The sequence below is a fragment of the Deferrisoma palaeochoriense genome (assembly GCF_054656955.1).
Genome location: NZ_BAAHXI010000033.1, coordinates 18,924 through 43,729 on the forward strand (window position 1 = coordinate 18,924; position 24,806 = coordinate 43,729).

21 protein-coding genes are annotated in these 24,806 nt (G+C 70.4%); 6 read left to right on the top strand and 15 right to left on the bottom strand.

Annotated elements, in window-relative coordinates; all coding sequences use genetic code 11:
- The first annotated feature begins 41 nt into the window (after positions 1-41).
- A complete protein-coding gene (locus tag ACYQ8L_RS10495) occupies positions 42-512 on the top strand; it encodes a TlpA family protein disulfide reductase (protein ID WP_459941743.1) in 471 nt (156 codons plus the stop codon).
- Positions 513-649: 137 nt separating this feature from the next.
- The gene (locus ACYQ8L_RS10500) at positions 650-1,198 is read left to right on the top strand and encodes a hypothetical protein (protein ID WP_459941744.1); all 549 of its coding nucleotides are present in this window, start codon (positions 650-652) and stop codon (positions 1,196-1,198) included.
- A 65-nt stretch (positions 1,199-1,263) separates the two neighbouring features.
- Here ACYQ8L_RS10500 and ACYQ8L_RS10505 read toward each other — a convergent pair whose 3' ends face one another.
- The gene (locus ACYQ8L_RS10505; RefSeq protein WP_459941745.1) at positions 1,264-2,265 is read right to left on the bottom strand and encodes a DUF128 domain-containing protein; all 1,002 of its coding nucleotides are present in this window, start codon (positions 2,263-2,265) and stop codon (positions 1,264-1,266) included.
- A 223-nt stretch (positions 2,266-2,488) separates the two neighbouring features.
- On the opposite strand from ACYQ8L_RS10505, the gene ACYQ8L_RS10510 reads away from it, so the two are divergent.
- The 3 genes from ACYQ8L_RS10510 to ACYQ8L_RS10520 all read left to right on the top strand — a co-directional run bounded on the left by ACYQ8L_RS10510 (position 2,489) and on the right by ACYQ8L_RS10520 (position 9,501).
- Entirely contained in the window at positions 2,489-4,129 is a 1,641-nt protein-coding gene (locus ACYQ8L_RS10510; RefSeq protein WP_459941746.1) for a glutamate synthase-related protein, read from the top strand.
- Between the two features lie 187 nt (positions 4,130-4,316).
- Positions 4,317-6,983, top strand: coding sequence for an ATP-dependent chaperone ClpB (gene clpB / locus ACYQ8L_RS10515; protein WP_459941747.1), 2,667 nt, complete (start codon positions 4,317-4,319; stop codon positions 6,981-6,983).
- A 424-nt stretch (positions 6,984-7,407) separates the two neighbouring features.
- Entirely contained in the window at positions 7,408-9,501 is a 2,094-nt protein-coding gene (locus ACYQ8L_RS10520; RefSeq protein WP_459941748.1) for a thioredoxin domain-containing protein, read from the top strand.
- Positions 9,502-9,517: 16 nt separating this feature from the next.
- Here ACYQ8L_RS10520 and ACYQ8L_RS10525 read toward each other — a convergent pair whose 3' ends face one another.
- The 13 genes from ACYQ8L_RS10525 to rnhA all read right to left on the bottom strand — a co-directional run bounded on the left by ACYQ8L_RS10525 (position 9,518) and on the right by rnhA (position 22,726).
- A complete protein-coding gene (locus tag ACYQ8L_RS10525; RefSeq protein WP_459941749.1) occupies positions 9,518-10,417 on the bottom strand; it encodes a universal stress protein in 900 nt (299 codons plus the stop codon).
- Positions 10,418-10,430: 13 nt separating this feature from the next.
- Positions 10,431-11,870: a sodium:proton antiporter gene (locus tag ACYQ8L_RS10530; RefSeq protein WP_459941750.1), complete on the bottom strand. Its 1,440-nt coding sequence runs from the start codon at positions 11,868-11,870 to the stop codon at positions 10,431-10,433.
- Positions 11,871-11,974: 104 nt separating this feature from the next.
- Positions 11,975-13,225, bottom strand: a complete 1,251-nt coding sequence (ftsY, locus tag ACYQ8L_RS10535) for a signal recognition particle-docking protein FtsY (RefSeq protein WP_459941751.1) — start codon at positions 13,223-13,225, stop codon at positions 11,975-11,977.
- A 40-nt stretch (positions 13,226-13,265) separates the two neighbouring features.
- Complete coding sequence (gene aroA / locus ACYQ8L_RS10540) at positions 13,266-14,567, bottom strand: 3-phosphoshikimate 1-carboxyvinyltransferase (protein ID WP_459941752.1); 1,302 nt, start codon at positions 14,565-14,567, stop codon at positions 13,266-13,268.
- A complete protein-coding gene (locus tag ACYQ8L_RS10545; RefSeq protein WP_459941753.1) occupies positions 14,555-15,412 on the bottom strand; it encodes a prephenate dehydrogenase in 858 nt (285 codons plus the stop codon). The genes aroA and ACYQ8L_RS10545 overlap by 13 nt, the downstream gene beginning before the upstream one ends.
- Entirely contained in the window at positions 15,409-16,434 is a 1,026-nt protein-coding gene (gene aroF / locus ACYQ8L_RS10550) for a 3-deoxy-7-phosphoheptulonate synthase (protein ID WP_459941754.1), read from the bottom strand. The genes ACYQ8L_RS10545 and aroF overlap by 4 nt, the downstream gene beginning before the upstream one ends.
- A gap of 96 nt (positions 16,435-16,530) precedes the next feature.
- The gene (gene hisC / locus ACYQ8L_RS10555; protein WP_459941755.1) at positions 16,531-17,640 is read right to left on the bottom strand and encodes a histidinol-phosphate transaminase; all 1,110 of its coding nucleotides are present in this window, start codon (positions 17,638-17,640) and stop codon (positions 16,531-16,533) included.
- Between the two features lie 267 nt (positions 17,641-17,907).
- Positions 17,908-18,990, bottom strand: a complete 1,083-nt coding sequence (gene pheA, locus ACYQ8L_RS10560; RefSeq protein WP_459941756.1) for a prephenate dehydratase — start codon at positions 18,988-18,990, stop codon at positions 17,908-17,910.
- Positions 18,987-19,739 (bottom strand): pseudouridine synthase, encoded by a 753-nt coding sequence (locus tag ACYQ8L_RS10565; RefSeq protein WP_459941757.1) that lies wholly within the window; start codon positions 19,737-19,739, stop codon positions 18,987-18,989. The genes pheA and ACYQ8L_RS10565 overlap by 4 nt, the downstream gene beginning before the upstream one ends.
- Entirely contained in the window at positions 19,732-20,322 is a 591-nt protein-coding gene (gene scpB, locus ACYQ8L_RS10570; protein ID WP_459941758.1) for an SMC-Scp complex subunit ScpB, read from the bottom strand. Before scpB ends, ACYQ8L_RS10565 begins: the two co-directional genes overlap by 8 nt.
- Positions 20,323-20,324: 2 nt before the next feature.
- A complete protein-coding gene (locus tag ACYQ8L_RS10575; RefSeq protein ID WP_459941759.1) occupies positions 20,325-21,092 on the bottom strand; it encodes a segregation and condensation protein A in 768 nt (255 codons plus the stop codon).
- Positions 21,089-22,051, bottom strand: coding sequence for a nucleotidyltransferase family protein (locus ACYQ8L_RS10580; RefSeq protein WP_459941760.1), 963 nt, complete (start codon positions 22,049-22,051; stop codon positions 21,089-21,091). Before ACYQ8L_RS10580 ends, ACYQ8L_RS10575 begins: the two co-directional genes overlap by 4 nt.
- A gap of 3 nt (positions 22,052-22,054) precedes the next feature.
- Positions 22,055-22,726, bottom strand: coding sequence for a ribonuclease HI (rnhA, locus tag ACYQ8L_RS10585; protein ID WP_459941761.1), 672 nt, complete (start codon positions 22,724-22,726; stop codon positions 22,055-22,057).
- Between the two features lie 158 nt (positions 22,727-22,884).
- On the opposite strand from rnhA, the gene ACYQ8L_RS10590 reads away from it, so the two are divergent.
- Positions 22,885-24,162, top strand: a complete 1,278-nt coding sequence (locus ACYQ8L_RS10590; RefSeq protein ID WP_459941762.1) for a tetratricopeptide repeat protein — start codon at positions 22,885-22,887, stop codon at positions 24,160-24,162.
- Here ACYQ8L_RS10590 and ACYQ8L_RS10595 read toward each other — a convergent pair.
- Positions 24,151-24,543 (bottom strand): rhodanese-like domain-containing protein, encoded by a 393-nt coding sequence (locus ACYQ8L_RS10595; protein ID WP_459941763.1) that lies wholly within the window; start codon positions 24,541-24,543, stop codon positions 24,151-24,153. The genes ACYQ8L_RS10590 and ACYQ8L_RS10595 overlap by 12 nt on opposite strands.
- Positions 24,544-24,806: the final 263 nt, after the last annotated feature.

The following is a 24,806-nucleotide window of genomic DNA, read 5'->3' on the forward strand; positions in this document are numbered from 1 at the left end:
TGGGTCGGGCGTCCGGGCCGCCGCGCCTACTGGAGCTCCCCATGAACCGACGAAACGCGCTCTTCACCCTGCTGGCCGTCGCGGGATTCCTCCTGGCGGGCCGACCTTCGGCCGCCGTGGAAACCTGCGACCTCGACTGTCTGGAAAAACGGCTTTCGGAACTCAAGGGCAAGGTGGTCTTGGTGGACTTTTGGGCCACCTGGTGCCCGCCGTGCAAGTGGGAAATCCCCGAGCTCGCCCGGCTCCGCGAGAAATACCAGGGCCAGGGGTTCGAGGTGCTGGGGGTGAGCCTCGACACGCGGCCGGACGCCGTGGACCGGTTCCTGCGGAAAACCCCGGTGCCCTACCCGGTGGTGCTGGGCACCCGGGACGTCAAGCGGAAATACCGGGTCATGGCCCTCCCCACCACGATACTCCTCGACCGTTCGGGCGCGGTCGTGGAGCGCCGGGAGGGCTACGTGGAGGGGGAGGTGCTGGAGGAGGCGGTGCGCAGACTCCTCGGAGGCCCGTAACCCCTGCCCCACCCTCCTTCCCCGTTTTTTCCATTTTTTTTCTTGACCCGGCCCGTTCCGACCTGTATAAACGCCGGCCCTTTTCCCGACAACCCACGGCTTCCGGTTCGGCCGGGGCCGAAAGGAAGGAATGAAGCATGCGACCCGAAGAGGTGACCCTCTATAGCGGCGGCGCCCGGGGCGCCGAGGCGGCGTTCGGCGAGGTGGCCGAGGGCTACGGCGTGGCCGAGGTGAACTTCACGTTCGACGGCCACCACATCCATCGCACGAAGGGCGTGCGGCGTCTCACGCCGGAGGAGCTCGCCAAGGGCGACGTGAGCATGACCGAGGTGGCCAAGCGGCTCCACCGGGACTACTCCACCCGCCCCTGGATGCGCCAGATCCTCCAGAGCATCTGGCACCAGGTGAACAACGGGTACCAGGTGTTCGTGGTGGGCACCATCCAGAACGACGGCACGGTCAAGGGCGGCACCGGCTGGGCCGCCGAGCTCGCCAAGATGTGGAACCGGCCGCTCCACGTGTTCGACCAGGAACGGGGCCACTGGTTCACCTGGCGCAACGACACCTGGATCGAGGACGAGCCGGTCATCGCCCACAAGGCGATCTGCGGCACCGGCACCCGGAACCTGAACGACGCGGGCCGAAAGGCCATCGAGGACCTGTTCGCCCGGTCTTTCGGCGCGTAACCGAACCCTTCCTCCCTTCCCCTCCCTTGCGCACAGGGCCCGGCCGAACGGCCGGGCCCTGTTTTTTATTGGAGTTTTCGGAGTTCGTCTCGGAGCCGGTGGTACGGGAAAAACCGCTCATAGGGCAGAAAACCGCATAGGGCCCTGGACTCCGCGGGGTAGCCGCGCTCTTCCAGCACGGAGGCCGGATTGAGCCCTCCCACCACCACCATGCCGACCCGGCCTTCCGGAACCGGGATGCCGTAGAGTTCGGCCCCGGGCCGGCCCACCTCCAAAATCGCCCCCAACCCGGCATCCCGGAGCTCCCCGGCGGCCTCCACCACGGTTTCCCGGCTCTCCATGGGGATTTCCCGGAAGCTCGCTCCGATCCGGCCCGCGCCCCTCTCCACGGCGCCGCAGTAATCGGTCATGCGGCCGCGGATGAAGATCTCCAGGGGATCGATGCTGGTGCCGTCGTAGAGGATCACCTCCGCAAACCGAACCGGCCGGCCGTCGCGGATCTCGAGGAGCCCCCCGAACCGGGAACGCACGGGAATCCCCATCTTCAGGAGGACCCCGTTCACGGTGATCGAGCAAACCGTGCAGAACCCGACGCGCCCGGCGGGGACCTCCCACGCCCCCACCCGTTCCCCCGGGCCCAGCAACCCCAGGAGGGACCCCATGGCGTAGCCTTTCCGGAACACCTCGCAGATCGTGTCCGCGCAGGCTTCCAGGGCGTCCCGGCGGGTCAGCGTCGTGTTCGCCACCAGGTTTCCGCGGCGGGCGCGCAGGTCGAAGTCCATCTGAAACGTCATGCGGTCGATCTTCGCGGAAAGGAGAGACACGCGTTCCAACCCGGCGGCGTCGTCCAGGGTCTGCCTCCCCCGGGCAGTCAGCACGTAGCCCCGGCGCCCCTCCCTCCGCGCCAGTCCCTCGGCCCGGAACTCGGCGAGGTACGACCTGACAGTCCGCTCAGCGAGGTCGATGCCCCGGCGCGCCAGTTCGCTCACGATCTCATGGGAGCCCAGGGGTCGGCTCGTCTCGTGGAGCACCCGTAGGACCGCCCGGCGCCGGCGCTCCCGCCTCACCCCCCTTCCCGCCCCCCCGGAGCGGGGCCCGGGAACTTCGTCTCCTATTGGCAAATTTGCCCAAATCGACCTCATTCCCCCTTCCTCCCCGGCAAATCGACCATATCCCATTTTGCTTTTTTGTTGCTAATTTTTTTCTCTTGCCTACCCGGTTTCGATTGTCCTACACAAACGCCGTCTTGGCAACCGCGTGCCACTCTCACCCCACCAAAGGAGGAGCCCAATGATGGAATGGCCCAAGCTGAACGACGCCCTCGGAACCGTGAACCGCGGCCAGCCCGCGGAGTCCGGCCTGTGCACCTTGTGTGAGAGCGGGTGCAAGGGCAAATGCGAAACCTGGCTCTCGTCCCTCGTGGGCCGGAAGTTGCTGTACCCGAGGGATTTCGGCAACACCACCTCCGGCGCGAGCCACGTGAGCGCGGTGGGGGTCGGGTACCACGCCCTGCGGATCCAGGGGTACGCCTACGGCGCCCATGGGCTCCCCCCGGGGCTCTCGGAAAACGCCGACGACTGCGTGTTCCCCAACGTGAGCCTCGAGACCCGGTTCGGCCGTCGGGTGGAGACCCCCTGCCGGATCCCCATCATGACCGGCGCACTGGGCTCGACGTTCATCGCCGCCAAGTACTGGACCGGGTTTGCGGTGGGCGCGGCCCTGTGCGGGTTCCCGATCGTGGTCGGGGAGAACGTCGTCGGCGTGGACAAGGAGTCGAAGATCGAGAACGGCAAGGTGGTGTCCTCGCCGGAACTCGATCGCCGCATCGACACCTATCTGCGTTACTACGACGGCTACGGCGCCATCATCGTGCAGCTCAACGTGGAGGACACCCGGAATGGGGTGGCCGAGTACGTGATCAACAAATACAGCGACAAGGTGATCATCGAGCTCAAGTGGGGCCAGGGCGCCAAGGACATCGGCGGCGAGATCCAGGTCACCGACATCGAGTACGCCCGGTTCCTGAAGGACCGGGGGTACGTGGTGGACCCCGACCCCTACGACCCCATCGTGGTGGAGGGATACAAGGCCCGGGCCGTCAAATCGTTCGCCCGCCACAGCCGGCTGGGCGCCGCGGAGCGGGCGACGCCCGACGCGGTCGAGGAGGACTTCAAGGCCACGGTCGAGTACCTTCGCAAACTCGGCTACAAGCGGATTTCCCTCAAGACCGGGGCCTACGGCATGGAGGCCCTCGCCATGGCCATCCGGTACGCGGCCGACTGCGAACTCGACCTCCTCACGGTGGACGGCGCGGGCGGCGGCACCGGCATGAGCCCCTGGAACATGATGCAGCACTGGGGCGTGCCGTCGCTTCCGCTCCACGCCAAGACCTACGAGTACTGCAAGATCCTCGACGAGCGGGGTATCCGTCCCCCCGACATCTCGCTCGCCGGCGGGTTTGCCCGGGAGGACCACGTGTTCAAGGCGCTGGCGATCTGCGCCCCGTACACCCGTCTCGTCTGCATGGGCCGGGCGCCCATGATCCCCGGGTTCCTCGGCGCCAATATCGAGGGCGTGTTCAAGCCCGAGAAGCGGGTGGAGCTCAACGGCCACTGGGAGAGCCTGCCCAACTCGGTCAAGGTGGTGGGCACCTACCCCGAGGAGATCTTCGCCGGGTGGGAGGCCGTGAAGAACAAGGTGGGCGAGAAGGAGATGGAGAACATTCCCTTCGGCGCGATCGCGCTCTATACCTGGGCCGACAAGATCGCCTGCGGGCTCCAGCAGTTCATGGCCGGCGCCCGGAAGTTCTCGATCCCGGCCATCTCCCGGGACGACCTCATGAGCATGAACCGGGAGACCGCGGAGGTCACCGGCATCCCCTACGTGACCGAGGCGTTAGACGAGAAGGCCCTGGCCATTCTCAAGAAATAGCCGGCCCGCTCAAGCGGCCGAATCGTGCCCCCCGGGACATCCCCGGGGGGCTTTCTTTTTGCCTTCGGTGGCAGAAGGCCTTGCACGCCCGGGTTTCGGCCTTACCTTGTGGCCGCACGGCCCGGGCGGGCCGGATCCCATCCCAACAAACGAACGGCCCCCAGCCGGGGCCGAAAGGAGAGAGACCATGGATCTGAATCGGTTGACCCAAAAATCCCAGGAGGCCCTGGCCGAAGCCCAGAAGATCGCGATGAAGCGGGGCCACGTGGAGGTGGACGGGGAGCACCTCCTCCTGGCCCTGGTGGACCAGCCCGAGGGGCTCATCCCGCGGCTCCTGGAAAAGCTCGACGTTTCGGTGGACGACTTCCGGGCCAAGGTGCTCCGGGCGCTCGACAAGCGGCCCCAGGTCTCGGGCCCGGGTGTGGAGGGCGGCAAGATCTACGTAACCCAGCGCCTGAACCGCCTCCTGGTGCGGGCCGAGGAGGAGGCCAAGCGCCTGAAGGACGAGTACGTGTCGGTGGAACACCTGGTGCTCGCCATGATCGCCGAGGGCACCGAGACCGACGCGGGCCGGATCTTCGCCGAATACGGCATCACGGCCGAACGGTTCATGGAGGCTCTGGTGGGCGTGCGCGGCCACCAGCGGGTCACGAGCCCGACCCCCGAGGCCACCTACGAGGCCCTGGAGCGCTACGGCCGCGACCTCGTCAAGGAGGCCCAGCGGGGCAAGCTCGACCCGGTGATCGGCCGGGACGCCGAGATCCGGCGGGTGATCCGGATCCTGTCGCGTAAGACCAAGAACAACCCGGTGCTGATCGGCGAACCGGGGGTCGGGAAGACCGCCATCGTGGAGGGGCTCGCCCAGCGGATCGTGCGGGGCGACGTGCCCGAGGGCCTCAAGGACAAGACGATCTACGCCCTCGACATGGGGGCCCTGATCGCGGGCGCCAAGTACCGGGGCGAGTTCGAGGAGCGGCTGAAGGCCGTGCTCCAGGAGATCAAGGAGAGCGAGGGCCGGATCATCCTGTTCATCGACGAGCTTCACACCATCGTGGGCGCGGGCAAGGCCGAGGGCGCCATCGACGCCGGCAACATGCTCAAGCCCATGTTGGCTCGGGGCGAGCTCCACTGCATCGGTGCGACCACCCTCGACGAGTACCGGAAATACATCGAGAAGGACCCGGCCCTGGAGCGCCGGTTCCAGCCTGTCCTGGTGGAGGAGCCCTCGGTGGAGGACACCATCTCGATCCTCCGGGGCCTCAAGGAGCGCTACGAGGTCCACCACGGGGTGCGCATCCAGGACAACGCCCTGGTGGCCGCCGCGGTGCTGAGCCACCGCTACATCACCGACCGGTTCCTGCCGGACAAGGCCATCGATTTGGTGGACGAGGCCTGCGCCATGATCCGCACCGAGATCGACTCGATGCCCGCGGAACTCGACGAGGTGACCCGGCGGATCATGCAACTCGAGATCGAGGAGGCCGCGCTCAAGAAGGAGAAGGACGCGGCGAGCAAGGAGCGCCTCGAGCAACTCCGGAAGGAACTCGCGGACCTGCGGGCCAAGGCCGACGCCATGCGGGCCCAGTGGGAGAACGAGAAGGAGGCCATCAAGGCCGTGCAGCAACTCCGGGAGGAGATCGAGCGGGTCCGCCAGGAGATCGCCGTGGCCGAGCGCAACTACGATCTCGAGAAGGCCGCGGAACTCAAGCACGGCCGGCTGCCCGAGCTCGAGCGGCAACTCCGCCAGAAGGAGGAGGAACTCCACCGCCTCGGCGGCACCCGGCTCCTCAGGGAGGAGGTGACCGAGGAGGAGATCGCCGAGATCGTATCCCGCTGGACCGGGATCCCGGTGTCCCGCCTCATGGAGGGCGAACGGGAGAAGCTCCTCCGGCTCGACGAGGTGCTCCACCGGCGGGTCGTTGGCCAGGACGAGGCCGTGCAACTCGTGGCCGACGCCGTGCTCCGGGCCCGCTCGGGCATCAAGGACCCGCGCCGGCCGATCGGGTCGTTCATCTTCCTCGGGCCCACGGGGGTGGGGAAGACCGAGCTCGCCAAGACCCTGGCCGAGGCGCTTTTCGACACCGAGGAAAACCTCATCCGGATCGACATGAGCGAGTACATGGAAAAACACGCCGTGAGCCGGCTCATCGGCGCCCCGCCGGGGTACGTGGGGTTCGAGGAGGGCGGCCAGCTCACCGAGGCCGTTCGGCGCAAGCCCTACTCGGTGATCCTGTTCGACGAGATCGAGAAGGCGCACCACGATGTGTTCAACGTGCTCCTGCAGATCCTCGACGACGGGCGGCTCACCGACTCCCACGGCCGCACGGTGGACTTCCGCAACACCGTGATCATCATGACCTCCAACATCGGGTCCCACTACCTCCTGGAGGGCGTGACCGACCAAGGGGAGATCAAGGAGGAGGCGCGGGCAGCCGTGATGCGGGAACTCCGGGCCCACTTCCGGCCCGAGTTCCTGAACCGGGTCGACGAGATCGTTCTCTTCAAGCCCTTGACGCTCGAGGAGATCGAGCGAATCGTGGATCTCCTGACCCAGGACCTGGTGCGCCGGCTCCAGGACCGCCGGATCCGGTTCGAGCTCACCGAGGCGGCCCGGAAGTTCATCGCCCAGGCCGGGTACGACCCGGTGTACGGCGCGCGGCCTCTCAAGCGCTACATCCAGCGCCAGCTCGAAACCCGGATCGCCCGGGCGCTCATCGCAGGCGACGTGCGGGACGGGGCCACGATCACGGTGGACGTGGAGGGCGACGACCTCGTGGTCCGGTGGGAGAACCCGCCCGAGGAAGGCAGGGGCCCCGACGAGCCCGAGGTGTACGAGGCCGAGGTGGTGAACTGAGGGGTTTCGGTCGGCGATCGGGACCGGAGCCCGTCGAACGATCGTCTCGCGGTCGCTCCCCCTGGGGGGGCGGCCGCGGGTGTTTTGGGGGGGCGCGCTGGCGCCGGGCCCCGGTTGCGGTACCCTGGTCGCCCGAGTCCCGACGTCCCCCTCGCCGGTCCTCGTTCGCTTCCCCCGAAGCGGCGGGGCCAGGATCGGCCCGATACGGTACCGCCGCCCGTGCCAGGTGCCGGGTGCCAGAACACAGACGCCGGAGGACAGAGGACAAGGGTTTTCTGACATCTGACCTCTGAACTCCGGCCCCGATACGGCAGCCGCTCCCATAGGTTGGGACGGGCGACGGCGCGGGAACCCCGAGGGGGGGTCAGCCGCCAAGCCGCCGAGCCGCCGAGCCGCCTAGCCTGAAACCACCCGGAAGGTTCCGATGACCACATCCCACCGCCCCAACCGGCTCATCCACGAGAAAAGCCCGTACCTCCTGCAGCACGCCCACAACCCGGTGGACTGGTACCCCTGGGGGGAGGAGGCCTTCGCCCGGGCCAAGGCGGAGAACCGGATCGTGTTCCTCTCGATCGGTTACGCCACCTGCCACTGGTGCCACGTCATGGAGCGGGAGAGCTTCGAGGATCCCGAGGTGGCGGCGGTGTTGAACACCCTCACCGTGCCCGTCAAAGTGGACCGGGAGGAGCGGCCCGACGTGGACCAGGTGTACATGGCCGTGTGCCAGGCGCTCACGGGCACCGGCGGCTGGCCCCTGACGATCCTCCTCACCCCCGACCGGGAGCCCTTCTTCGCCGCCACCTATCTGCCGAAAACGAGCCGCCACGGCCGGATCGGGGTGATCGAACTGGTGCGCAGGGCGGCCGCCCTGTGGCAGGAGGACCCCGATAAGGTCCGATCCTCGGCCCGGCAGATCGTGGGCCGGCTGCGGGAACTGGGGGAGCCCGAACCCGGGGAGCCGACCCCCCGGCTCCTCGCGGCGGCGGTTGAGATCTTCTCCCAGGAGTTCGACGCCCGGCGGGGCGGGTTCGGGGCGGCGCCCAAATTCCCCACGCCCCACAACCTGGTGTTCCTCGTGCGCCGGCATCGGCGGACCGGAGAGGACCACCCGCTTCGCATGGCCACCGAAACCCTTCGGGCCATGCGCCACGGCGGCATCTTCGACCACCTGGGGTTCGGGTTCCACCGGTACTCCACCGACGCCGACTGGCTCCTGCCCCACTTCGAGAAGATGCTCTACGACCAGGCCGGGCTCGCGGTCGCCTACCTCGAGGCGTGGCAGGCGACCGGAGACCCCCTGTTCCGCCGCACCGCCCGGGAGGTGCTCACCTACGTGCTTCGGGATCTCCGGGGGCCCGAGGGGGCGTTCCACTCGGCCGAGGACGCCGACTCCGAGGGGGTGGAGGGCAAGTTCTACGTCTGGACCCGGGCCGAGATCCTGGAGGTGCTGGGCGCCGCACGGGGCGAGCGGTTCTGCCGGATCTACGGGATCACGGAGGAGGGGAACTTCCGGGAGGAGGCCACCGGCGAACGCACCGGCGCCAACGTGCTCCACCTCCCGCGGCCGGTGGCCGCATGGGCCGCCGAGTGGGGCCTCGATCCCGAGGCCCTGGAGCGGGAACTCGAGGAGGACCGGGCCCGGCTCCTGGACCGACGGGCCACCCGCCCCCGGCCGCTCAAGGACGACAAGGTGCTCACGGGGTGGAACGGGCTCATGGTCTCGGCCCTGGCCCGGGCGGCCGCGGTGTTGGGGGACGAGACCTACGCCGAGGCGGCCCGGGGGGCGGCGGAGTTCCTGTGGGAGCACCTGCGCCGGGACGGGAAGCTCCTTCGCCGGTACCGGGACGGCGAGGCGGCGGTGGACGCCGTGGCCGAGGACTACGCATTTCTCTGCCGGGGCTTTCTCGACCTCTACGGGGCCGATTTCGACCCGGTGTGGCTCGCCCGGGCGCTGGAACTGGGACAGGAACTCCTCGGGAGGTTCTGGGACGAGGGGGAGGGCGGGCTCTTCGACACCCCCGCGGACGGGGAGGCGCTCCTCTGGCGGCCCAAGGAGGTGTACGACGGGGCCACCCCCTCTGCCAACAGCGTGGCGCTGGAGTCGTTTGCGCGACTCGGGCTCCTCACGGGGGAACCCGCCTGGACCGAGCGGGCCCATGCGCTGGCCCGGGCCCTCGCGGGCCGGGTGGCCCGCTACCCGGCCGCGTTCACCGGGTACCTGGCGGGGCTCGCGCTTCTGGTGGAACCGACCCGGGAGGTCGTGATCGCGGGGCAGCCCGGCTACGACGACACCCGGGCCCTGATGGAGGCCGTGCGATCGGCCTACGCGCCGGAAACCACCGTGCTCCTCGCCCCCCCGGACGGATCGCTGGCCGAGATCGCGCCCTTTACCCGGGGCATGAAAACCGTAGGCGGCCGGGCGGCCGCCTACGTGTGCCAGAACTTCAGTTGCCAGGCCCCCATCACCGACCCCGGGGACCTCGCGGCTGTGCTCCGGGAGCCGCCCAGGGCCGGCTAAGCCCCCGGGCCGGCCCTCAGATGTAGCACTCGGCCCGTTCCGTGGGCACGAGCACCACGGGCACCGGGGAGAGCTCGGCCACCCGGTGGGAGGCGCTTCCGACCCACATCTCCTTGATGCCGTGCTTGCCCTTCGTGCCCATCACGATCAGGGTGCTGTGGTGATCCTGGGCGGCCTTCAGGATCTCGGCCGCCGTGTTCCCGGCCAGCAGGTGCCAGTCGGCCTCCCTGCCCGCGGCCTTGAGGTCGTCGCAGACGGCGGCCATGCGCTCCTTGGCCTCGGCCTCCGCCCGGGCAACCTCCTCCGGCGGGCATTTCTGGAAGTCCCGCTCGGTGATCACGTGCACCACGTCCACGGCCTTCACGAGCGGCCCCAGGGCCCTTACGAAAACCAGCGCCCGCTCGCTGTCGGGGGAGAAATCGGTGGCATAGAGGACTCGTTCGAACGGGCTCGTGCTCGGCACCTCGCAGGCCCCCTCCGGGGGGTGCTTGCACACGTACACCGGGATGGCCGACCGCCGGAGGATCCCCATGGTGGTGCCGCCCAGGTACACGGCGTCGGCCAGGTGCTCGTGCTGGCGGCCTGCCACGATGAGGTCCACCTCCTCCCGGCACCCGATCTCCAGGATTTTCCCCTCGGGCGAGCCAATCTCGATCAGGTGGCGGGCCTTCACACCGCGCTCGGCGAGTTCCTTCTCCCAGTCCTCGAACCGGATGCGGGCCTCCTCCCGGAGCTGGTCCGCGAGCTTCTTGTCGAATCCCCGGAAGAGGTTGTAAGCCACCTCGTCCCGGTCAATCACGAACAGGAGGATCACCTCCTCGAGCCCGGCCTCCTTGAGCGGCAGGAGGCGCTCTAGGCAGCGGAACGACAGATCCTCGAACTTGGTGGGGAACAAAACCTTGCGGATCGCTTCCATGGCTACCTCCCCCTCACAGGAAGAAAACGAGGGTCACGAGGACGAACGTCGGGACAAGGAACACAAGCGAGTATTTCAAAATATATCCGAAGAAGCTCGGCATCTCCACGCCGGCCTCCTCGGCGATGGACCGCACCATAAAATTGGGGGCGTTGCCGATGTAGGTGTTGGCCCCCATGAACACGGCGCCGGCCGCCACCGCCTCGAGGTAGATCTCCTTGTGCTGGATTAAGTTCAGGATCGCCTGGCGCTCGGGCACCCCGGGGAAGAAGTTCCCGAGGGCGGTGTTCAGGAACACGAGGTACGTTGGGGCGTTGTCCAGGAAGCTCGACAGAATCCCCGTGATCCAGAAGTAGTGGAAGGGTTTCTTCACGGCCTCGATCAGGAACGCGAAGTGGCCGTGGGTGCCCGCCTTCAGGATCTCGAGGACCGGGATCATGGTGACGAAAATCCCGGCGAAAAGGTAGGCCACCTCAAGGATGGGAAACCAGGTGAACTCGTTTCGCTCCCGGATGGCCCGCTTCGTGGTCCGAAGCGACAGGATCCCCATGACCACGAGCAGGACGTCCCGGGCGATGTCGGCCACGGCCCGGTGGACCCCCAGGATCGTGACCTCGCCAAGCCGGGTGTGGAGCACCCCGCTCAGGAGCACCCCGGCGACCACCCCGGCCAGGAAGAGAAGGTTGTGGACGCCCTCGACCCGGAGCTTCGACCCGTCGTGTGCCGGGGGCTGTCCCTCCTCCTTGCGGTAGTAGTACCAATCCATGGCAAAGAAGACCGCCAGCAGCACCCCGGACACCACCAGCATGGGCGGAAAGATCTTGAAGGTCCAGAAGAACGGCACCCCGTGAAGGAACCCGAGGAAGAGCGGCGGGTCCCCCAGCGGGGTGAGCGCGCCCCCGATGTTGCACACGAGAAAGATGAAAAACACCACCTGGTAGGTCCGGCGCTTCCGCCAGGCGTTGGCCCGAAGGAACGGGCGGATGAGGAGCATGGCCGCGCCGGTGGTGCCCACCCACGAGGCAATCGCCGTCCCGATCACGAGAAGCATCAAGTTCACCAGGGGGGTACCCGCCAGGCTCCCGGTCACCAGGATCCCACCGGCCACGGTGTAGAGCGACCACAGCAGAATGATGAACGGGATGTAGTCGGCCAGATAAATGTGGATGATGTGGTGCAGCGCCTCACCCCGATATGAGATGAGGAACGGCACGGCGAGGGCCAGCGCCCAGAAGGCCGAGACCTTACCGAAATGGTGGTGCCAGAACCGGGGCGCCAGGAGCGGAAACAGGGCGATGGACAGGAGAATCCCGGCGAACGGGATCCCCCAGTACAGGTGGAGCTCGCTCCCCAGCCCGGCCCCACCCTCGCCCCCCGAGGCCCAGGCGGCCGAGGCGCATAGGGTGACAAGAAGGACGGCCGCAGCGGCGCGGCCCAGGCGTCGACGTTCCATGGCTCGTTCCTCCCGAACACCAAAGCGGGTCCCGTCCGGCCACGGTTCGGCCAGACGGCTGAAAAACTAAAGCAACCGGGGCTCGGCCGGAGGGGCCCCCCGGCTCAGAACAGGGCGTCCACGAAGGCCCGGGCGTCGAAGGGCCGCAGGTCGTCCACGCCCTCGCCGATGCCGATGTACTGGACCGGGATCTTGAGCTCGTCGCAGATGGCCACGATCACGCCGCCCCGGGCCGTGCCGTCGAGCTTGGTGAGCGCGATGGCGTCCACCCCCACGGCCTCGTGGAACAGCCGGGCCTGGCTCACGGCGTTCTGGCCGGTGGTGGCGTCGAGCACCAGGAGTACCTGGTGGGGCGCTCCCGGAAGGGCCTTCCCGATGACCCGGCGGACCTTTTTGAGCTCCTCCATGAGGTTTCGCTTCGTGTGGAGCCGGCCGGCCGTGTCCACGATGACCACGTCGGCCCCCCGGGCTTTGCCCGCCTCCACCGCGTCGAAGGCCACGGCCGCCGGATCGGAGCCCTGCTGGTGCCGGATCACCTGGGCCCCCACCCGCTGGCCCCAGATCTCCAACTGCTCGATCGCGGCCGCCCGGAAGGTGTCGCCGGCCGCCAGGATCACCCGCTTGCCCTGGGCCCGGTACTGGGCCGCGATCTTCCCGATGGTGGTCGTTTTGCCCACCCCGTTTACGCCCACCACCATGATGACGCAGGGCCCCTCGGCCGGGGGCTCGAACCGGGCCTCCTCGGCCACGAGGATCTCCCGGATCGCGGCCTTCAGATGCTCCCGCAGGGCCTCGGGGCTCCGGAGCTCCTTTCGGCCCACCTTGTCGCGGATCTCGTCCACCAGCCGCATGGCCGTGGCCACCCCGAGGTCGGCCGTGACCAGGGCCTCCTCGAGCTCGTCCAGGGTCTCGGCGTCGATCTCCTTCTTGCCGAACAGGATCCGGTCGACCTTCTGGACGAGCCCCTGGCGGGTTTTGGAAAACCCCTGGCGAAGCCGGGAGAAGAGCCCCCCCCGAGAGGGCGCCTCGGGCGCCCCGGTTTCCTCCTCCCCCGATGGCTCGGGCTCCTCTGCGGGCGGCTCTCCCTCCGGCGCGGGCGGTTCCTCCTCCCCCGGGGGTTCGTCCTCGGCCGCCCCGGCCGGTGGGCCCTCGGGAGCGGGTTCGGGCGCCCTGGCCCCTTCCTCCCCAACCTCCCCTTCCTCCGGTCCGGCGGGAGAGGACGAGATCGGCTCCTCCTCGGGTACCGACGTCTCCTCCCGCTCCGGTTCCGTCTCCGGTGCCGCTTCCTCGGCCCGTCCGCGGCGGAACAGCCGGCCGAACAGCCCTTTTCCCTTCTTCGGTTCTTCGGTGCTCACGAATCCGTCCTCTTAAGAATCTTCGACATCCCCGGCCGGGTCACGCCCGAGAAGACAGTCGGTCGGCCCCGGGGAGTTCGTCCCAGATCGCCGGATACGAGACCGAGGCCGCGTCCGCCCCGTCGACCTCGGCCCCTCCTGGGATCGCAAGCCCCAGCACCCCCAAGGCCATGGCCAGCCGGTGGTCGCCGTGGCTTTCGAACGCGGCCGGCCGCAGCGCCGCCGGCCCGCGGATCCGAAACCCGTCCGGGAAGGTCTCCACGTCCACCCCGGCCTTGCGGAGCTCTCGGGCCAGCGTGCCGATCCGGTCGGACTCCTTGTGGCGCAGCTCCTCGGCGCCCCGCACCACCGTTTCGCCCTCGGCCCGCGCGGCCACCACGGCCAGCGCCGGAAACTCGTCGATCGCCGCCGGCACCTCCTCCGGCCCCACTTCCACGCCGCTCAGCGGACCGTGCTGGACAACCACGTCCCCCACCGGCTCCCCTCCGGCCACCCCGGTCTCCCGGAGTTCCACCGGGGCTCCCATCCGCTGGAGGAGGCGAAAGAACCCCGTTCGGGTGGGGTTGAGGCACACCCCCCGCACCCGGACCCGCGCCCCGGGCACGAGGAGCGCCGCCGCCGCCCAGAAGGCGGCCGAGGAGGGGTCGCCCGGGATCTGCCAGTCGGCGGACCGAAGGGGGGTCCGCCCCCGGATCCCCACCCGGCTCCCCTCCCGCAGGACCTCGGCCCCCAGGGCGTCCAGCATCCGCTCGGTGTGGTCCCGGGACGGGGCGGGCTCCTCGACCCAGGTCACCCCGCGGGCGTGGAGTCCGGCGAGGAGAACCGCGCTCTTCACCTGGGCGCTCGCCACCGGCAGGGTCCAGGTGAGGGCCCGGAGGCTCCCGCCCCGGAGCACCAGCGGCGCCAGCCGGTCCTCGTCGCGGCCCAGGGCCAAGGCACCCATCTCCCGCAAGGGGTCGAGCACCCGGGCCATGGGCCGGCGCCGCAGGCTCGCGTCGCCCGTGAGAACCGAAAGGAACCCGTGGCCGGCCAGGATGCCGGCCAGGAGCCGCATCGTGGTGCCGGAGTTCCCGCAGTCCACCACGTCCTCGGGCTCCCGCAGCCCCCCGATGCCCCGGCCCTCCACCACGACGACCTCGCCCTCGTCCCGGATCGCCACCCCGAGGGCCTCCAGGGCCCGGCGGGTCGAGCGCACGTCCTCGCCGGCCTGGAGCCCCCGGATCCGCGAGGTCCCTTCGGCCAAGGCGGAAAACAGGAGGGCCCGGTGGGAGATGGACTTGTCCCCCGGCACCCGCAGTTCCCGATCGAAGGGCCCCGGGGGGGCCACCCTCACACGGTCCACAGCCGGCTCCTCCCTTCCTTGGCCCCGTGGAACAGGGTTTCCAGGGCCGCGGCGTCCCCGGTCTCGATGCGGCGGCGCACCGCCTGGAGTTCCGCCTCGAACTCCCGGATCGCCTCGGCCAGGCTGTCCCGGTTTTCGAGGCAGATGTCCCGCCACAGGGCCGGCGGGCTGCCCACCACCCGGGTCCAGTCCCGAAGGGACGGGCCGGCAAGACCCAGGGCCCGGTCGTCCAGGCGTTCCAGCACGGCCCAGGTCAGGGTGTAGGCGAGCACGTGGGGCAGGTGACTGACCCAGGCAAACACCCGGTCGTGGGCTTCGGGGTCCATCGTGACCACCCGCGCCCCCAGGCCGGTCCAAAAATCCGAGACGCGCCGCACGGCCTCCTCCGGCGCCCCCGGAAGCGGGGTCAGCACGCACGGCCGCGCGTCGAACAGCCGCGGGTCGGCCGCCTCGATCCCGGAGCGCTCGGTGCCGGCCACCGGATGCCCGCCCACGAACACCACCCCCTCGGGGAGCACCCGGCCGGCCTCGGCCACGATGGACCCCTTGGTGCTTCCCACGTCGGTCACCACCTGCCCGGGGCGAAGGGCCGGCGCCACCTCCCCCAGGAGCCGGCGCACGGCCGAAACCGGCGCCGCCAGCACGACGAGATCGGCCCCCTGGGCGGCTTCGACCGGTCCGGCGGCCGCCTCGTCCACCCACCCCCGCTCGGCGCCCATGCCCACCGCCGCGGCCCGCCGGTCCCAGGCCCGCACCCGGTACGGCAGGCCGTGGACCTTCACGGCCGCGGCGACGCTCCCGCCGATCTGGCCCAGCCCGATCACGGCCAGGGTGCCGGGGGTCATGGCCGCCCCCCCACGCCCCGCCCCACGGCCCGGGCCACGGCGGCCACCTGCTCCACCAGCCGCGCAAACCGCTCGGGCTTCAGGCTCTGGTTCCCGTCACACAGGGCGGCCTCGGGCCGGGCGTGGACCTCGATCATGAGGCCATCGGCCCCGGCCGCCACGGCCGCCCGGCTCAGGGGTTCCACGAGCTCCCAGGTGCCTGCGGCGTGGCTCGGGTCCACGAGCACCGGCAGATGGGTCTGGCTCTTGAGCACGGGCACGGCCGAGATGTCCAAGGTGTTTCGGGTGGCGGTCTCGTAGGTTCGGATGCCCCGCTCGCACAGCAGGATGCGCCGGTTCCCCTGGGCGGCCACGTACTCGGCGCTCATGAGCCACTCGGTGATCGTGGCCGCCAAGCCCCGTTTGATGAGGATCGGCTTCTCCAGGTTCCCCACCTCCTTGAGGAGGCGAAAGTTCTGCATGTTGCGGGCGCCGATCTGCACGATATCGGCGTACCGGGCCACGAGCACCGTGTCGCGGGGATCCATGAGCTCCGTGACCACCGGCAGCCCCGTGGCCTCGCGGGCCTCCGCCAGGAGCTCGAGCCCCTTCTCCCCCAGTCCCTGAAACGCGTAGGGGCTCGTGCGGGGCTTGTAGGCCCCGCCCCGCAGGCAGGTGGCCCCGGCCTCCCGGATGGCGTGGGCCGTCTCCAGGAGGAGCTGGCGGTCCTCGATGGAGCAGGGCCCGGCGATGATCTGGACCGGCCCCGGACCGAAGGTCACCCCCCCCACCTCCACCCGGGAGTCCTCGGGGTGGAACTCGCGGCTCACGAGCTTGTAGGGCTTCAGGATCGGGATGACCCGCTCGACCCCCGGCATGGACTCCAGAGGCAGGTCCCGCAGGGCCTCCTCGTCGCCGATGGCGCCGAGGATCGTGCGCTGCACCCCCTTCGACTCATGCACCGCGAACCCGAGGGCCCGCAGGGTTTGGACGAGCTGGAGGCGGTCTTCCTCTTTGTGGTCCGGTCGCAACACGATGATCATCGCGGTCCCCTTCGTGGGAAGCTGGAACGCTAGAAAGCTCTGCGGCTGGGACGCTCGCCCCCCTGCCGATCGAGGCCCCCACCCATCCCTTGGGGGCTATCCTTCCTTGAGCACGGCCGCGAAGGCCGTTTCGAACCGGTCGAGCTCCTCCGGCAGGCCCACCGTGACCCGGATCCATTCGGGCATGCCGAAACTCCGGATCGAGCGCACGATCACCCCGTGGTCGAGGAGCCGCCGGTACACGGCATCGCCGTCGCCCACCCGCACCGCCACGAAGTTGGCCTGGCTCTCCAGGTACTCGAGCCCGAGCCGGGAGAAGAAGGCGTAGAGCCGTTCCCGGCCCTCCCGGTTCACCCGGCGGGCCCGCTCGAGGTACTCCCCATCCTCCAGGGCGGCCACGGCCGCGGCCTGGGCCACGCCGTTGGCGTTGAAGGGGAGCCGCAGCCGGTTCAGATAGTCCACGAGGCCGGCCGGGGCGATGCCGTATCCCATGCGCAGGAGCGCGAGCCCGTAGGCCTTGGAGAACGTGCGCACCACGAGGAGCGGCCGATCCTCGCCCACGTACCGGGCCCCGTCCGGAAACCCCGGATCGTCGGCGTATTCGGCGTAGGCCTCGTCCAGGACGACGGCGACGTCCTCGGGCAAGGCGTTCCAGAACCGCTCCCACGCGGCGGCGGTGAACGCCGTGCCCGTGGGGTTGTTGGGGTTCCCGAGGATCACGAGCGCCGTCGCCGGCCCGACGGCCCGGGCCACGGCCTCGAGATCGACCCGGTGGTCTTTGAGCGGGACCGACCGGATGGTGCCCCCCTGGGCCCGGGCCGTGAGCTCGTAGATGCTAAACGAAGGGCTCGCGACGACCACCTCGGAGCCCGGCCGCACCAGGAGCCGCACGGCCATCTCGATCACCTCGGAGCTCCCGTTTCCGAGCACGAGGTTCTCCACCCCCACGCCCCAGCGGGCGGCCAGGGCTTCCTTGAGCCGCCGGCCGAATCCGTCGGGGTAGCGGTGCGCCTCAGCCGCGGCACGCCGGGCGGCCTCCACGGCCCGCGGCGACGGGCCCAGGGGGTTTTCGTTGCTCGCGAGCTTCACCACGCGGTCGAAGCCCCGCTCCCGCTGAAGCTCCTCGATGGGCTTCCCCGGGACGTAAGGTTCCAGCTCGCGCACGAACGGGCTCACGAGGGAGCCGAAACGGTCGGTGTCGGTCATGGGATTTTCCAAGTAACTTCTCGCTGGGACGCTGGGAGGCTAGGACGCTAGGATGCTAAAATCCTTTGTGATTCCTTCGCCAGCGGCTGTCCCACCCCGTGGGAGCGGCTGCCGTATCGGGGGCCAGAATTCAGAGGTCAGATATCAGAGAACCCCTGTCCCCTGTCCTCTGTCGTCTGTCTTCTGGCACCTGGCACCCGGCACGGGCGCCCTGTATAGCCGAAGCCGCCCCCAGACGTCCAGGCGATCCCGGGGCGACGAACCGGGTCAGGGGCTTCCCTGGGGGTAGGACCCCAGCACCTTGAGGAACCGGCAGCGGCCCCGCAGTTCGGCGATCGCGCGTTCCACCCGGGGTTCCGTGAGGTGCCCCTCCAGGTCCACGAAAAACACGTACTGCCAGGCCTCCTCGGGCATGGGCCGGGACTCGATCTTGGTGAGGTTCACCCCGTTGTCATAGAAGGGTTGGAGCATGCGGTAGAGGGCACCCACCTCGTGCCGCACCGCGAACACCAGCGAGGTCTTGTCCCGGCCGCTCGGGTCGGGCACGTCGGGGCCGATCACGAGGAACCGGGTGGTGTTGTTGGGGTTGTCCTCGATCCGGGCCTCGGCCACGGCGAGCCCGTACACCTTGGCCGCCACCTCGGCCGCGATGGCCGCGGCCCCTGGGTCCTCGGAGGCGATCTTGGCGGCCTGGGCCGTGCTTGCCGCGTCGAACACGGGCACGTCGGGCAGGTGTTCCTCGAGCCACCGGCGGCACTGGGCCACGGCGTGAGGGTGGGAGTACACCCGCTCCACGTCGGCGAGGCGCCCCGACCGGTTCAGCAGGTGGTGGGCCACCCGCAGGTACACCTCGGCCACGATTTTGAGATCGGACCGCAGGAACATGTCCAGGGTGTGGCTCACGACCCCCTCGGTGGTGTTCTCCACGGGGATCACGCCGTAGGCGGCCTTGCCCTTCTCGACCCGCTCGAACACCTCGCCGATGGTGCGGGCGGGCTCGAGCCGGGCCGACTCCCCGAACCGGCGAAGCGCCGCCTGGTGGGTGAAGGTGGCCGGAGGCCCCAGGTACGCCACGACCATCGGCGCCTCGAGGGCGAGCGACGCCGAGATGATCTCCCGCCACACGGCCCGCACCCCAGCCGCGGGGAAGGGCCCCGGGTTTTCGGCCTCGAGCCGGCGCAGGAGATCCTCCTCCCGCCCCGGGGCGTAAAACCGCGCCCCGCTCGCCCGCTTGATCTCCCCCACCTCCCGCGCGAGCTCGGCCCGGCGGTTTAGCCGTTCCAGGATCTCCCGGTCGATCCGGTCGATGGCCGAGCGCAGCTCGGCCAGGCGCTTCTTGGGATCGCTCATCTCGTCTTCCCGTCGGGTCCCCCGGCCCGCCGTGCGGCGCGGTCGAGGGCCTCCAGTTCGTCGGCCGTCAGGGGGCGCCAGCGGCCCTCGGAGAGGTCGTCGGCCCGGATCGGCCCGAAGGCCTCCCGCTCGAGATCCACCACCCTGCCCCCGAGCGCGGCCACCATCCGGCGGATCTGGCGTTTTCGGCCCCCGTGGAGGGCCAACCGGAACCGTAGCGTTTCTCCATGACGCTCCACGTCCCACACCCGGTCGGCCCGGGCGGGGCCGTCGTCGAGCCGTACCCCCCGCTCGAGGGCCCTCGGGTCGAAGCGGCCCCGCGCCTCCACCCGGTACACCTTCTCCACCCCGGACCGGGGGTGGAGGAGCCGGTGCACCAGGCCCCCGTCGTTCGTGAGGAGGAGCACACCCCGGGAATCCCGGTCGAGCCGGCCCACCGGGACCACCGAGGCCCCCAGGTCGGCCACCAGATCCATGACCGTGGCCGCGGCGTGGGGATCGGACCGGGTGGTCACGTAGCCCGGGGGTTTCCGGAGGACCACCACGATCCGCTCCGGGGGCGGCGGGATCGGCCGGCCGTCCACCTCGATCGCCTGTACGTCGGGGTTCACCCGGACCCCGAGTTCGGTCACGACCGCCCCGTCCACCCGGACCCGGCCCTGTCGGATCCACTCCTCGGCGGTTCTCCGGCTCGCGAGGCCCCGGGCCGCGATGACCTTCTGAAGCCGTTCGCCGCGGCGCTCAGGCATCTTCCGGAGGCTCCCGAGGCCCCGCCGGGCCCTCGCCGGTCTCCTCCTCGACCTCCTCGGCCAGCATCTCCTCGATCTCCTGGAGGCTGGGCAGGTCCGCGAGCGAGGTGAGCCCGAACACCTCCAGGAACTTCCGGCTCGTGCCGTACAGAAGCGGCCGGCCGGGCACGTCCTTTTTCCCCACCACCCGGACAAGCCCCTTCTCGAGGAGGGCCTTGAGCACCCCTCCGCAGTCCACGCCCCGGACCTCCTCCACCTCGGCCCGGGTGATGGGCTGGCGGTACGCCACGATGGCCAGGGTCTCGAGGGCCGCCCGGCTGAACCGCACGGGCCGGGGAATCTCGAGCCGGCCCAGGTAGGGCGCGTACTCGGCCCGGGTGCGCAGCTGGTAGCCCCCCGCCACCTCCCGGAGCTCGAGGGCGCGGCCGCCGAGGGCCTCACCGAGGGCCCCGAGCCCGTCCAGGACCTCCTGCCGGCCCAGCCCCTCCGGCGCGAACAGCTCCACGAGCTTCCCGAGCGCCACCGGCTCGGGCGACGCGAACAGAACGGCCTCCAGCACCCGGGCCACCGCTTCCCGATCCATGCCTACTCCTCCTCCACGGGAACGGCAAAGAGCCGGATCTCCCCGAACGGGCTCACCTGCACCACCCGCAGGGCCCGCAGCCGCACCAACTCCAACACCGCGAGGAACACGGTGACCACCCGGGTCCGGGTCGGCCGGGGGGGGAAGAGGTCCCGGAACGCGAGGCCCCGGCCCGGGGGACTCGCGGCGAAGAGCCCGAGCACCTCCTGCATGGCCTCTTGGATCGAGATCCGCTCCCGGGCCACGGCCTCGGCGAACGACTCCGACGCGGTGGCCAGGACCTCGCGGAACGCCAGGAGGAGCTGAAAGAAATCGGCCTCGATCGGGGCGTCGGGCCGGTCTATCTCGTCCAGGTCCGGGGAGCGAAACGTGCGGGCGAACACCTCCCGGCCGAGGAGCGGCCGCTCGGCGAGGCGCTCGGCGGCCGCCCGCATCCGCTCGTACTCCAGGAGCCGGCGCACCAGCTCGGCCCGGGGGTCCTCCCCCTCCTCTTCCTCCTCCTCGGGCCTCGGCAGGAGCATCCGCGACTTGATCTCGGCCAGGGTGGCGGCCATCACGAGAAACTCGCTCGCCACGTCGAGGTCGAGCTCCCGCATCGTGTCGAGCACCTCCAGGTACTCCTCGAGGATCCGGGCGATGGGGATGTCGTAGATGTCGTACCGGTGCTTGCGGATGAGATGGAGAAGGAGGTCCAGAGGCCCCTCGAACCCCTCGAGGCGCACCCGATACCCGGTTTCTCCGCCGACCAGGATCCCGTCGTCCCGGCTCATGGGATCCGCGCCCCCACCACCGGACCCACGTCCGGGACCACGCACCCCACGGCGTCGCCGCAGCGGGCCCCTGGCCAGACCACGCTCCCGGCCAGCCGGGCCCCCGGCGCGATCTCGGCCCCGCGTCCCACGGCACACCCGGGTCCCACACGGGCCCCGACCCCGATCCGGGCCCCCGTCCCCCGGTACCAGCGCCCCCCTTCCGTCTCCACCACCTCGCCCGGCGCCCGCGGGACCCGGCCACGGGCCAGGAGGTCCCGGTGTGCCGAGAGGTACCGCTCCACCGTCCCGAGATCGCTCCAAAAGGCGTCCGCCGGCAACACGTGGGCGAACACCGGGGCGCCCCGGGCCACCAGGTGGCGGTGCACGTCGGCGTTGATGCAGCATCTGCGGTCGGGCACGTGGTCCAGCACCTCGGGCTCCAGCACGTGGATCCCCGTGAACTCGCAGGGCCGCCCCGCCCCGGCACCCGGCGCCCGGGCGTCGAGGAACCGCACGATCCGCCCCTCCTCGTCCACCTCCAGGGGGCCACCGGCCGCGGGAGCGACCGACAGCGTGGCCAGGGCCCCGTTGGCCGCGTGTTCCCGCACCATCGCCGGGAGGTCGATCTCCTGGTAGGTGTCGGCGTTGGCCAAGACGAAGGGTTCGGGCCGCAACGTCTCCCTCCAGGGCGCAAGCGCCCCTCCCGTGCCCAGGATCTCCGGCTCGAAGCTCCAGGCGACGTCCAGCCCCCCGGGGATCCAGGGCTCCAGCCGGGCCCGCAGCACCTCGGGCAGATGGTGGAGGTTCACGATGGCCCGGCGGAGGCCCGCGGCCGCGATGAGGTCCAAAACCCGCGCCGCCAGGGGCACGTCGAAAAGGGGCCAGGCCGGCTTCGGCACCACCCGGCTCAGGGGCCGGAGTCGGGTGCCGTACCCGGCCGCCAGCACGAAGGCGTTTCGGATCCGCTCCTCGCCCACGGCTCAGGCCCCCCCCCACTCCCGCAGGACCGCCTCGAGTTCAACAGGGCTTCGCACCTTGCGGTACCGGGCACCGCTCACCCCCTTCACCCGGGCCTCGCACTCGGGCCAGGTGTCGTGGAGCCGGATCTCCCCGTCCACCCGGCTCACGTAGCAGGGGAAGGACCGATGCCCCTCGGTTCCCTCACCCCCGATCCACGCGCCATCGCCGCTTCGGAGCTCGGGCGACTCCCCCCGGGCGAAGGCCGTGGCCAGCTCGTCGCAGCGCTCGTTGAAGGGGTGGCCCCGGTGCCCCCGCACGTGCTCCCAGGTGACATCCCGGCCCTCCCCCCAGGCCAGGCGGTCCAGGGACTCCCAGAGGTCCTGGTTCAGCACGGCGCCGCCGTCGGCTTTGCGCCAACCCCTCCTCTTCCACGCGTGGATCCACCGGGAGATGCCGTCGTGGACGTACCGGGAATCGGTGACCACGTGCACCCGGGATCCGGGCCGGGTCTGCCGAAGGCCCTCGATCACCGCGGTGAGCTCCATCCGGTTGTTCGTGGTGGCCGGGTCGCGCCCCCCGATCTCCCGGACCCGGTTCCCGGGCTCCACGATCACGGCCGCCCATCCCCCCGGTCCCGGGTTGCCCAGGCACGCCCCGTCCGTGTAGATCACCGTCCGTTCGGTATCGGCCACCCTCGTCTCCCCGTTTGACACGCGTCGAACCGCCCCTCTAGGCTAGCCCGCGCCGAGGCGGCGGGCCCGAGGAACCTGGGGCCCCCACGAGGCGGTGCAGTGTATCAGCTCGGGCCCGGGCGTGCCCAGGTCCGCCTCCCCTAGCAGGAGGGCTTTCCATGGCCTTCTGGTGGTTTCGGAAACGGAAAGCGGGCGTCGAGGCGTTGGCCGAGACCGGACGCAAGCTCGCCCGGCAGGGGCGGTGGGGGGAGGCCCTTTCCCACCTGGAAGCCGCGGCCCAAGCCCCGGACGCGCCCCCCGGCCTCGAAAAGGAGATCCGGGAGTGCCGAAGGGCCCTGGCCACCCTGAACCTGGAGGAAGCGGGGGCGTGCCTCAACGCCGGCGATCCGGACCGGGCGAGGGAGCACCTGGCCCTGGCCCGGGAGTTCGGGGGCGAGGACCCCGAACTGGAGGCCCGGATCCGGGGGCTGGAGGCCCGCATCGCCCCCCGGCCCGAGGCCGAGCCGCGCCCGCAGCCGCGATTCGCGACCCCGTGTGCGTGTGCCGCCCCCTGCGCGTCGGAGCCCGATCCCCACGAACTCCCCGAAACCGGACCCGACGCGGACCTCTTCGAGTTTTACCTGGAGGCGCTCGAGCCCTCGGAACGGGCCGTTCTCGAGGGGCTGGGGGAGGCCTTCCGGACGGGGTTCGTGGCCCTCCAGCAGGGCGAGGCCGAGGAGGCGCGGCGCTGGCTCGAACGGGCCGAGGCCGAGCACCCGGACGCCCCCGGCGTCCACTACGCGTTCGGGGTCCTCCATCTCCTCACGGGGGAGCTCGAGGCGGCAGAGGACCGGATGCGCCAGGCGCTGGAGGCCGCCCCGGACCTCGCGCCGGCCGTGCACCACCTGGCCGACGGGCTCCGGGAAGGCGGTCGGCCCGACCGGGCGGTCGAGCTCCTCGAGGGGTGGGTTACGGAACACCCCGGGGACGGGGTGGCCTGGCTTCGGCTGGGGGCGCTCAGGCTCGACGCCGGGGATGCCGAGGCGGCCCTGGAGGCCCTCGATCGCGCCCAGGCGGCGTTGCCCGAGGACCGGCCCGAGCCCCGACTCCTGCGGGCCCGGGCCCTGGAGGCCGTCGGCCGGACCGACGACGCGCTCCAAGCCCTGCGGGAGGTCCTGGCCCGGCGGCCCGATCTTGTGGAGGCGCTGGTGCCCCTGGGCCGGATTCTGTTGGGAAAGGGCGAGGCCCACGCCGAGCGGGCCGCCGAGGTGTTCAAGCGCTGCGCCCGCATCGACCCGGAGCGGGGGTGGTGGTACCTGCTCAGGGTCGCCGAGGCGTACCACGCCAGGGGCTGGGCCCGGGAGGCCCGGGAGATGCTCGAACTCGCGGGGGGACAACTCCCGGACGAGGCGGCCCGTGCGGAGTGGGAGCGGGTGGCCGCGACGCTAGCGGTCTAGGAGAAGCCCCGCCCGGGCCCAGTCGAACACCCCGCCCGTGTAGTTCGCCACCCAGGGGTACCCGCGGGAGTCGAGGAACCGCGCCACGGCCGCGCTGCGGGCCCCGCTCGCGCACACTACGACGATCTTCTTATCCTGGGGGATCTCCCTCAACCGGGCCGGCACCTCGTTCATCGGGATCAAGACCGCCCCCGGGATGTGCCCGCGGCGGTACTCCCCGGGGGTCCGGACGTCGAGAAGGAACACCTCGGCCCCTTCCCGGTTCAGAAGGGCCCGCACGTCCTGGGTGTCCAACGCCCGGACCTCGGCCCGGGCCCCGGCCGCGAATAGAAGCACGAGAACCCCCGAGACGACGGCCCCCCAAACTCCGCGCCCTTTCATTTCCGGCACTCCTTTCCCGCGCGAGCCCTGCAGAAACCCGCTCCGGGCCCGTATCGCCTTGGCTTCGGGGCTTGGATGCCCCGGGGCGGCCCCGGGTTACTATTAACCCGGCGTCAATACAGGCGCGCAAGGGGATCGCGAGGGCACGGGGCCTGCTTCCGGCCGTGCGTGAGTGCGGCATCCGGCTTACGCTGCATCCGGCACTCAGCCGGATGGACGGAACCACTCAGGAACTCTGGGCGTTTTCGTCAGTCCGCTTGGCT